Origin of the sequence: Streptomyces phytophilus, assembly GCF_013870535.1 — a bacterium.
Taxonomy (GTDB): domain Bacteria; phylum Actinomycetota; class Actinomycetes; order Streptomycetales; family Streptomycetaceae; genus Streptomyces; species Streptomyces phytophilus.
In genome coordinates this window covers 1-8,824 of record NZ_JACBXC010000131.1, presented here as the reverse complement: position 1 = coordinate 8,824, position 8,824 = coordinate 1, and the positions used below count along the sequence as shown (strand labels likewise).

At 72.9% G+C, this 8,824-nt stretch carries 9 protein-coding genes; 6 read left to right on the top strand and 3 right to left on the bottom strand.

Going from position 1 to position 8,824, the window contains the following annotated elements:
- Positions 1 to 127 precede the first annotated feature (127 nt).
- Positions 128 to 1,180 carry an NAD(P)/FAD-dependent oxidoreductase gene (locus H5J30_RS09835; RefSeq protein ID WP_258563221.1) on the bottom strand — a complete coding sequence of 351 codons (1,053 nt, stop codon included), beginning with the start codon at positions 1,178 to 1,180 and terminating at the stop codon, positions 128 to 130.
- 82 nt (positions 1,181 to 1,262) lie between these two features.
- Here H5J30_RS09835 and H5J30_RS09830 point away from each other — a divergent pair, with 82 nt between their 5' ends.
- The 5 genes from H5J30_RS09830 to H5J30_RS09810 all read left to right on the top strand — a co-directional run bounded on the left by H5J30_RS09830 (position 1,263) and on the right by H5J30_RS09810 (position 4,877).
- Positions 1,263 to 1,877 (top strand): helix-turn-helix domain-containing protein, encoded by a 615-nt coding sequence (locus H5J30_RS09830; RefSeq protein WP_181787039.1) that lies wholly within the window; start codon positions 1,263 to 1,265, stop codon positions 1,875 to 1,877.
- Between the two features lie 99 nt (positions 1,878 to 1,976).
- Complete coding sequence (locus H5J30_RS09825; RefSeq protein WP_181787038.1) at positions 1,977 to 2,441, top strand: hypothetical protein; 465 nt, start codon at positions 1,977 to 1,979, stop codon at positions 2,439 to 2,441.
- On the top strand, positions 2,438 to 2,761 hold the full coding sequence (locus H5J30_RS09820; RefSeq protein ID WP_181787037.1) for a winged helix-turn-helix domain-containing protein: 324 nt from the start codon (positions 2,438 to 2,440) through the stop codon (positions 2,759 to 2,761). Before H5J30_RS09825 ends, H5J30_RS09820 begins: the two co-directional genes overlap by 4 nt.
- Positions 2,762 to 2,830: 69 nt before the next feature.
- Positions 2,831 to 3,763: a DUF6924 domain-containing protein gene (locus H5J30_RS09815; protein ID WP_181787036.1), complete on the top strand. Its 933-nt coding sequence runs from the start codon at positions 2,831 to 2,833 to the stop codon at positions 3,761 to 3,763.
- A 160-nt stretch (positions 3,764 to 3,923) separates the two neighbouring features.
- Positions 3,924 to 4,877: an IS481 family transposase gene (locus H5J30_RS09810; RefSeq protein WP_181787035.1), complete on the top strand. Its 954-nt coding sequence runs from the start codon at positions 3,924 to 3,926 to the stop codon at positions 4,875 to 4,877.
- Here the strand turns inward: H5J30_RS09810 and H5J30_RS09805 are convergent.
- Both H5J30_RS09805 and argS read right to left on the bottom strand, forming a co-directional pair.
- Complete coding sequence (locus H5J30_RS09805) at positions 4,874 to 5,707, bottom strand: alpha/beta fold hydrolase (protein WP_181787033.1); 834 nt, start codon at positions 5,705 to 5,707, stop codon at positions 4,874 to 4,876. The genes H5J30_RS09810 and H5J30_RS09805 overlap by 4 nt on opposite strands.
- 37 nt (positions 5,708 to 5,744) lie before the next feature.
- Positions 5,745 to 7,553, bottom strand: a complete 1,809-nt coding sequence (gene argS, locus H5J30_RS09800) for an arginine--tRNA ligase (RefSeq protein ID WP_181787031.1) — start codon at positions 7,551 to 7,553, stop codon at positions 5,745 to 5,747.
- 130 nt (positions 7,554 to 7,683) lie between these two features.
- Between argS and H5J30_RS09795 the strand changes: the two genes are divergently transcribed.
- On the top strand, positions 7,684 to 8,824 hold a 1,141-nt coding region (locus H5J30_RS09795; RefSeq protein WP_181787029.1), incomplete at its 3' end, for a nucleotidyl transferase family protein.

Below are 8,824 nucleotides of genomic sequence, written 5' to 3'. Positions count from 1 at the left end.
ACGAGCTGCGGGTTGGGGCGGCCGCTCCAGATCGCGTCGCGGGCCCGGTACTTCTCTTCCCAGTACGCCTCGCCGAACTCTTCGGTCGCGTTCGTCATCCTGGTGTCCCTCTCTCCGTAGTCGTCCGTCATACGCCGACCCGGCGGGCGGCGACCGCCCGGCGGGCGTCCTCGGCGGCGAGGTCGGCGTTGATCTGCGCGCCGGCCATGGCCCCTGCCGACGCGGCGGCGTGGACCTGGGCGGTCATGTCGGTGACGTTGCCCGCGACCCACACGCCGGGTACGTCGGTGCGGCCGGTGGTGTCGGCGGGGATGTGCTCGCCCATGCCGGAGGGGTGCTCCACGGCGCGCAGCCCCAGGTCGGCGAGGAGCCCGGCGCGGGCGACCATGCGCGTGGCCACCGCGAGCGCCTGGCGGGGCACGACGGTGCCGTCCGCGAGGCGTACGCCCGCGAGACGGTCGCCGGTGACCTCCAGGCCCGCGACCTCGCCGGTGACGACGCGCACGCCGAGGGCGTCCAACTGCTCGGCGGCGTCGCCGGCCGGCGGCTCGGTGGTGTGCGAGAAGTACGTGACGTCGGCGCTCAACTGCCGGAACAGCAGCGCCTGGTGCAGGGCCATGGGCCCGGTCGCCAGCACGCCGATGGCCTGGTCGCGGACCTCCCAGCCGTGGCAGTACGGGCAGTGCAGTACGTCCCGGCCCCAGCGCTCGCGCAGGCCGGCGACGTCGGGCAGCCCGTCGACGAGGCCGGTGGTGACGAGCAGCCGCCGGGCCCGTACGGACCGGCCGCCGGCGAGGGTGAGGACGAACCCGGTCGCGTCCTCGGACCCGTCCCCGGCGTCCCGGGGGCCGTCCTCCGGCTCCCGGGCGACCCCGGTGACCTCGCCAGTCACCACGTGGCCCCCGTACCCGCGGACCTCCGCCCGGCCGCGCGCCAGCAGCTCGCCCGGCGGTATGCCCTCGCGGCCCAGCAGCCCGTGCACGCCGTCCGCCGGGGCGTTGCGCGGCGCACCCGCGTCGATCACCACCACGGAGCGGCGGGAGCGGGCCAGCATCAGCGCCCCGCTCAGCCCCGCGGCGCCGCCACCGACCACCGCCACCTCGTAGCTCTCCGCCGGCTCGTGGCTCTCCTCCGCCCCGGCACCCGTCCAGGCCCACCCGGCCTCGGCCCTCTCGGTCATGTCGACCACCTCCATGCCGACGACCCTGCGGCCGACCCCGCTGAATGCGCAAACCTTGTTGCCGCTATGGCAAACTGTTCGTATGGCTGACACCGACAGCGCCCCCGATCAGGACGCAGAACTCGACACCGCCCTCAACGCCGTCGGCCCGCGCCTGCGCGAGCTGCGCCGCCGGCGCGAGTCGACGCTCGCCGAGCTGTCCGCGACCACCGGCATCTCGGTGAGCACCCTGTCCCGGCTGGAGTCCGGCAGCCGCCGCCCCACGCTGGAGCTGCTGCTGCCGCTGGCCCGCGCCCACGGCGTCACGCTCGACGAACTCGTCGGCGCCCCGCCCACCGGCGACCCCCGCATCCACCTGCGGCCGGTCACCCGCAACGGCATGACGATGCTGCCGCTCTCCCGCCGGGCCGGCGGCATCCAGGCGTTCAAGCTGATCCTGCCGGCGGGCAGCGGACGCCGGGAGCCGGACCTGCGCACCCACGAGGGCTACGAGTGGATGTACGTGATGAGCGGCCGGCTGCGCGTGGTGCTCGGCGAGCACGACCTGATCCTCGAACCCGGCGAGGCGGCCGAGTTCGACACCCGCGTGCCGCACTGGTTCGGCGCGGCGGACGACGAGCCGGTGGAGTTCCTGAGCCTCTTCGGCGGCCAGGGCGAACGCGCGCATCTGCGCGCCCGCCCGAAGTCGGCGTCCTAGCGCGGGCGGGGCCGCGGGGCCGCGAGTGCGGCGCTTGACTTTCCCGGCAGGAAAGTGTGATGCTCAGTTTCCCACCAGGAAAGTGAGAGAGGCCCCGTCATGGACAACGTCGCCGCAGAGCAGGCCCGCGATGCGCTCGCCGCGGCGGAACACGCCCGCCGCCACGTGGCCGGGGAGATCGGCCTGCCCCGCGGCTACTGGTGGGGCATGGCCGCGGGCTGGCTGGTGCTGGGTGCGGGCGGCGCGGTGCTGCCGTGGTGGCTGACCGCGATCGCCACGGCGGCCTTCGGCGCCGGACACGCGATATTCGCCTCGCGCCTGCTCAGCGGGCGGCGGCGGACGCAGCAGATCCAGGTCAGCGCCGCGGTCGCCGGCCGCCGCATCCCCGCGGTGGTGATCGGCATGCTGGTCGCGTTCGTGGCCGTGACCGTCGTGGTGGCGCTCGCCCTGGACGCCGAGGGCACCGATCACGCGAGCATCTGGGCGGCGGGGATGGTGGCGGCCGTCGTCGGGTTCGGCGGGCCGGAGATCCTGCGCGTGGTGCGCCGCTGGGTGCGGGCATGACGCAGCCGAAGTTCGACGAGCTGATCCACCCCAGCACCCGCCTGTCGCTGGTGGCGACGCTGGCCGCCGTCGACTGGGCCGAGTTCGCCTTCCTCAAGGACCGGCTGGAACTGTCCGACTCGGCGCTGTCCAAGCAGCTCGCGACGCTCGAAGAGGCCGGGTACGTCGCCACCGAACGCCGCGTCAGCGGCGGCCGCCGGAAGGTACGGGCCCGCCTCACCCCCGCCGGGCGGGACGCCTTCGAGGGCCATATCGCGGCGCTGCAGGCGATCGTCGGCGACGCCGCACGGCCACTCTCCGGGCCCGCGCCCCGCTCGTGACGCGGGTGGCTGTCAGTCCGGCGCGATAGTTTCCGGGGCATCCCGCGGCAACCAAGCGAAAGGGGAGTCATGCCCTGCCCGGAGCTGCCCCGGACCACGTCCGGTGAGGTGCTGATGGTCTGCGCGTACTACGAGAACGGGGAGCCCGGTTGGGGCGGGCTGCTCGCCCCGGACGGCGGCGGCGCCGCGCTCGTGCCCGACGACAGCCCCGTGCGGCTGCGCCCCGTCGCCGACCCCGGGTGGGACCACCTGCGCGGCGGGAACGTACCCGCGCTCCTCCCCGGCGGCGCCTCGGCCGCACCCGTCGCCGTCCTCGTGGACATCGTCGCGGTGTACGGCGGGGAGCCGCTGCTGGTGGACCTGGCGGCGATACCCGGGCGCGGGGTCCGCGTCGCGAAGGAGCGGCTCGGCGAGGTCCTGGCCGCCCTGTTCGACGGGGCGCTCGTCTTCGACGACCTGATCCGCGACACCGACCTGCGCGGTACGTACCGGGGCGGCGCCGGCCGCCGGGCCTTCCCCGTGCCGACGACGCCGCCGCAGCGGGACTTCCCGGCGCTGCCCGCCACCGAGGGCGCCCTGCTGGTCCGCACCTCGTTCGAGGACGACGACGGCTGGCGCGCCCTGCTCGACGAGCTGGGCGGCACCGACGAGGAGGGCTGGGTCGGCGCCGACATCGACCCGGACGACATCGACGTGGACCGCTACCCGCTGACGGCGCTGGTCGTGGACGACCCGGCCTACGAGGGCCTGCCGCCCGGCAGCGTCCCCGCGCTGGTACCGCCCGAGGAGTACACCGTGCTCGTCGCGCTCGCCGACGCCGGGACCTTCGCCGCGGCGGACCGGCCGCTGGCCGCCGTCGACCTCCACGACACCCCGGGCAACATCGCCGTCCTGCCGTGGCACGTGGCCGGGTCGATGGTCTGCAACCTGGAGATCGCCAACATGGACTTCCACGACTTCGTCCCGGTGGAGGGCGTGCGGCCGTGGTGGGAGGGGCCGTAGGCGCGGCCCGGCGCAGGGGGGCGGGCGTCAGACAGGGCCTAGGTGTTCTGTCCGGGGAGGTTGTGGACGGTGAGCGAGGTCTCGGCTGAAGGATCTTGAAGGGGTGAGGGCCTTCCGGTTCGGTGTGGATTGCGACGTCTACACCAGCAGAAAGGCCCTCATGCCACACCGTAATGCACCTCTGACCGAGACTGGCCGGCTGCGTCTGGCCCGCTGCGTGATCGAGGACGGCTGGACCCTGCGCCGGGCTGCCGAACGCTTCCAGGTCTCGCCAACCACCGCCCAGCGCTGGGCCAGCCGATACCAACTGTGTGGCGAGGCAGGCATGACCGACCGCTCCAGCCGCCCTCACACCAGCCCGCGCCGCACCCCCACCCGCACCGAGCGCCGGATCATCAAGGTCCGGGTCCTGCGTCGCCGGGGACCAGCCCGCATCGCCCACCTGCTCCGTCTGGTGCCCTCGACCGTGCACCGCGTGCTGACCCGCCACGGCCTGGTCCGCCTGACACACCTGGACCGGGCCACCGGCCACCCCATACGCCGCTACGAACGTGAGCGTCCCGGCGAACTGGTGCACGTCGACATCAAGAAGCTCGGGAACATCCCCGACGGCGGCGGCCACAAGGTCCTGGGCCGACAAGCGGGCCGCAAGACCCGCAAGAACGCCGGCTACAGCTACCTGCACACCGCCGTCGACGACCACTCCCGCCTCGCCTACAGCGAGATCCACACCGACGAGAAGAAGGAGACCGCCACCGCCTTCTGGACCCGCGCCCAGGCGTTCTTCACCCAGGCCGGGATCACCGTCGAACGCGTCCTGACCGACAACGGCGCCTGCTACCGCTCACGCGACTGGCGCGATGCTCTCATCGCGGCCCAGATCGCCCACAAGCGAACCCGGCCCTACCGGCCACAGACCAACGGCAAGGTCGAACGCTTCAACCGCACCCTGCTAGACGAGTGGGCCTACGCCCGCCCCTACCGCAGCGAGCAGGAACGACGCGAAGCATTCCCCCACTGGCTGCACACCTACAATCACCACCGCGGCCACACCGCACTGAACGGCCAACCGCCCGCCAGCCGCGTCCCCAACCTCACAGGGCAATACACCTAGGACTGCTCGGTGAGGAACGTCTGGAGGACGGCGGTCAGTTCGGCCGGGGCGTCCTCCTGGACCAGGTGGCCCGCGCCCTCGAACAGCTCCAGCCGCGCGCCCGGGACGAGGCCCGCCAGCTCGTGCGCCTTGGCGACCGGGATCCAGGTGTCGTCCGTGCCCCAGCAGACGAGCGCGGGCATGCCGACCTCGCCGTAGCGGGGCTGGATCTCGTCGGTGAAGCGCTGGTCGGCCTGGGCGATCTGGCGGTAGAACGCCGGGCGGCCGGCGTCGTCGGTCCAGGGCGCGACGAGGGCGTCGAGGACGGCGGGGTGGAGGCCGGGGCCGCCGGTGGTGCCGATGTACTCGCGGACCAGCGCGGTGTGCAGCGCCGCCGGGAGCTGCTCGAAGACGGGCGCGTTGTCCCGTACGAGCCGGAAGAACGGCGAGCCCCACGGGGCGAGCGCGACGGGGTCGACGAGGGCCAGCGCGCGGTACGCGGCGCCGTGCAGCAGGTGCGCGCGCAGCGCGACGGCGCCGCCGAAGTCGTGCGCGACGACCAGCGGCTCGTCCAACCGCCAATGATCAAGCAGTTGGACGAAGATCCGCCCCTGCGCGTCGAGCGAGACGTCCTGCCCGGCGCGCTTCTCCGACTGCCCGTACCCCGGCATGTCCCAGACGTACACCTCGCGCCCGCGCGCCAGCGCCCGCGCGACGGCCCGCCACGTGTACGACGACCAGGGCGTCCCGTGCAACAGCACCACCGGCCGCCCCCCGGCCCCGCCGAGCCGGTCCCAGCGGACCTCGCCGGCGGAGCTGGAGAAGGTCCGCGTCAACTGCCAGTCGCTCATGGCGATCACCCTACGGGAGCCGCCCGCGGCCGGTCGCTCAGAGGCGTTCCGGGGTGCGGATGCCCAGCAGCGCCATGCCGGTGTGGAGCGTCCGGGCCGTCACGCCGCTGAGGAAGAGGCGGTTCTCCACCTGCGCGGGGGTGTCCGCCTTCAGGACCGGGCAGTGCTCGTAGAAGGTGGTGAAGAACGACGCGAGTTGGTAGAGGTACGCCGCGATCTTGTGCGGCGCGTGCTCCTCCGCCGCCTCCGCGACCACCGCCGCGAAGCCGTCCACGTGCAGGCCGAGCGCCCGCTCCGCCGGTTCGAGCGGCAGCGCCGGGTGGGGTGCGGGGACGGCGGTGCCGCCCGCGCGGCGGAGGATGGAGCGGATGCGGGCGTACGCGTACTGGAGGTAGACCGAGGTGTCGCCGTGCAGGGACACCATCTGGTCCAGGTCGAACTTGTAGTCCCGGGCCGCCGACGTGGACAGGTCCGCGTACTTGACCGCGCCGATGCCCACCTGCGCGCCGCGCTCGGCGATCTCCTCCTCCGTCAGCGGCGGCACCGCCTTGTCGGCCTTCTCCCGGACGACCGCCGACGCCCGGTCGATCGCCTCGTCGAGCAGGTCCTCCAGCCGTACGGTCGTGCCCGCCCGGGTCTTGAACGGCTTGCCGTCCTTGCCCAGGACCGTGCCGAAGGCGAGCTGCGTCGCCGTCACGCCGCCGTCGAGCCAGCCCATCCGGCGGGCCGTCTCGAAGACCATCCGGAAGTGCAGGGACTGCCGGTGGTCCACGACGTAGAGCAGGGTCTGCGCCTTGAGGTTGAACACCCGGTCGCGGATCGCGGACAGGTCGGTGGCCGCGTAGCCGTAGCCTCCGTCGGACTTGCGCACGATCAGCGGGACCGGCTGGCCGTCCTGGCCCTTGATGTCGTCGAAGAAGACGCACAGCGCGCCCTCGGAGTCGACCGCGACGCCCGCCTCCGCGAGCAGCTCGCACGTCTCGTCCAGCATGTCGTTGTAGCCGGACTCGCCGACGATGTCGGCGTCCCTGACCTCCATGTCGAGCTTGTCGAAGACCGAGAAGAAGTACAGCTTCGACTCGTCCACGAACCGCTGCCACAGCGCCCGCGTCTCCGGGTCGCCGGACTGCAGCGCGACGACCCGGCGCCGGGCCCGCTCCTTGAAGGCGTCGTCGGCGTCGAAGACGGCGCGGGCGGCCTTGTAGAGCCTGTTGAGGTTCGAGGCGGCCTCTTCGCCGGAGACGGCGGCGCCGTCCGCACCGCCGCGGTCCAGCTCGTGCGGGTGCTCGTCCAGGTACTGGATGAGCATGCCGAACTGCGTGCCCCAGTCGCCGATGTGGTGCCGCCGCACCACCGTCTCGCCGGTGAACTCCAGCACCCGTACGAGCGAGTCGCCGATGACCGCCGAGCGCAGATGCCCGACGTGCATCTCCTTCGCGACGTTCGGCTGCGCGTAGTCGACGACGGTGGTGCCGGGGGCGTCCGCGTACGGGACGCCGAGGCGGCCGTCCTCGGCGCGCGCGGCGAGGTTCGACGTGATCGCCGCGTCCGTCACCGCGATGTTGAGGAAGCCGGGCCCGGAGACCTCGACCTCCGCGAGCACGTCGCCCGCGTCGACCTGCGCGGCCACCTGGCCGGCCAGCTCCCGCGGGTTGGTCTTCAGCCGCTTCGCCAGCGCCAGCATCCCGTTGGCCTGGAAGTCCGCCCGGTCGCTGCGTCGCAGCATGGGGTCTCCCCAGCCCGAAGGGCGAGGGGACGGGTCCGCAGGGTTGCCGGAGACGGTTGCCTCAATAGCGTCCGCGACGCGCTGCCGGACCTGGGTGGCGAGGGACGGGACTGAGGCCATGTTCGTGATCGCCGCTTCCTTCTGGAGGTGGGATGAGCCCTCAGTATTCCATGCAGGGCCAAGCGGTTTTGTTTGGGAGAATGGGTCCCGCACGTGCTCCGGAGATGGGCAGAGAGAGGAAGTCAGGACTGTGGGTGCCACCGCCGAGGCCGCCGACTGGGTCTCCCGTTTCGCCGACGAGGTCATCGCCGAGGCGGAGCGTCGCGCCCCCGGCAAACCGGTGGTCTGCGCCTCCGGTCTGTCCCCCTCGGGACCGATCCACCTGGGCAACCTGCGCGAGGTGATGACGCCGCACCTGGTGGCCGACGAGATCCGCCGCCGCGGCGTCCCCTGCGAGCACCTGATCTCCTGGGACGACTACGACCGCTTCCGCAAGGTGCCCGCCGGCGTCGAGGGCGTCGACGAGTCCTGGGCGGAGCACATCGGCAAGCCGCTGACCTCCGTGCCCGCGCCCGCGGGCAGCCCGCACGCGAGCTGGGCCGCGCACTTCAAGGCGGCCATGGAGGGCGCGCTCGCCGAGATGGGCGTGACGTACCGCGGCATCAGCCAGACGGAGATGTACACGGCGGGCGCGTACCGCGAGCAGATCCTCTTCGCGATGCGGCACCGCGCCGACATCGACGCCGTCCTCGCCGAGTTCCGCACGAAGCCGAAGCAGCAGCAGAAGAAGCAGCAGAAGCCGGTGGACGAGGCGGAGCTGGCCGCGGCCGAGGGCTCCGGCGCCGCCGACGAGGACGACGGCCTGACGGCCGGCGGCGCGTACTACCCGTACAAGCCGTACTGCGCGGTCTGCGAGCGCGACCTGACGACGGTCACCGCGTACGACGACGAGACCACCGAGCTGACGTACACCTGCGCCTGCGGGCACGGCGAGACCGTGCGGCTCGCGGAGTACGACCGCGGCAAGCTCGTGTGGAAGGTCGACTGGCCGATGCGCTGGGCGTACGAGGGCGTCGTCTTCGAGCCCTCCGGCGTCGACCACCACTCGCCCGGCTCGTCGTGGAACGTCGGCGGCAAGCTCGTCGGCATCTTCGGCTGGCAGCGGCCCATCGGCCCGATGTACGCGTTCGTGGGCATCAGCGGCATGGCGAAGATGTCCTCGTCGAAGGGCGGCGTGCCGACGCCGGCCGAGGCGCTGGAGATCATGGAGCCGATGCTGCTGCGCTGGCTGTACGCGCGGCGCCGGCCGAACCAGTCGTTCAAGGTCGCCTTCGACCAGGAGATCCAGCGGACGTACGACGAGTGGGACGCCCTCGTCCGCAAGGTCGGCG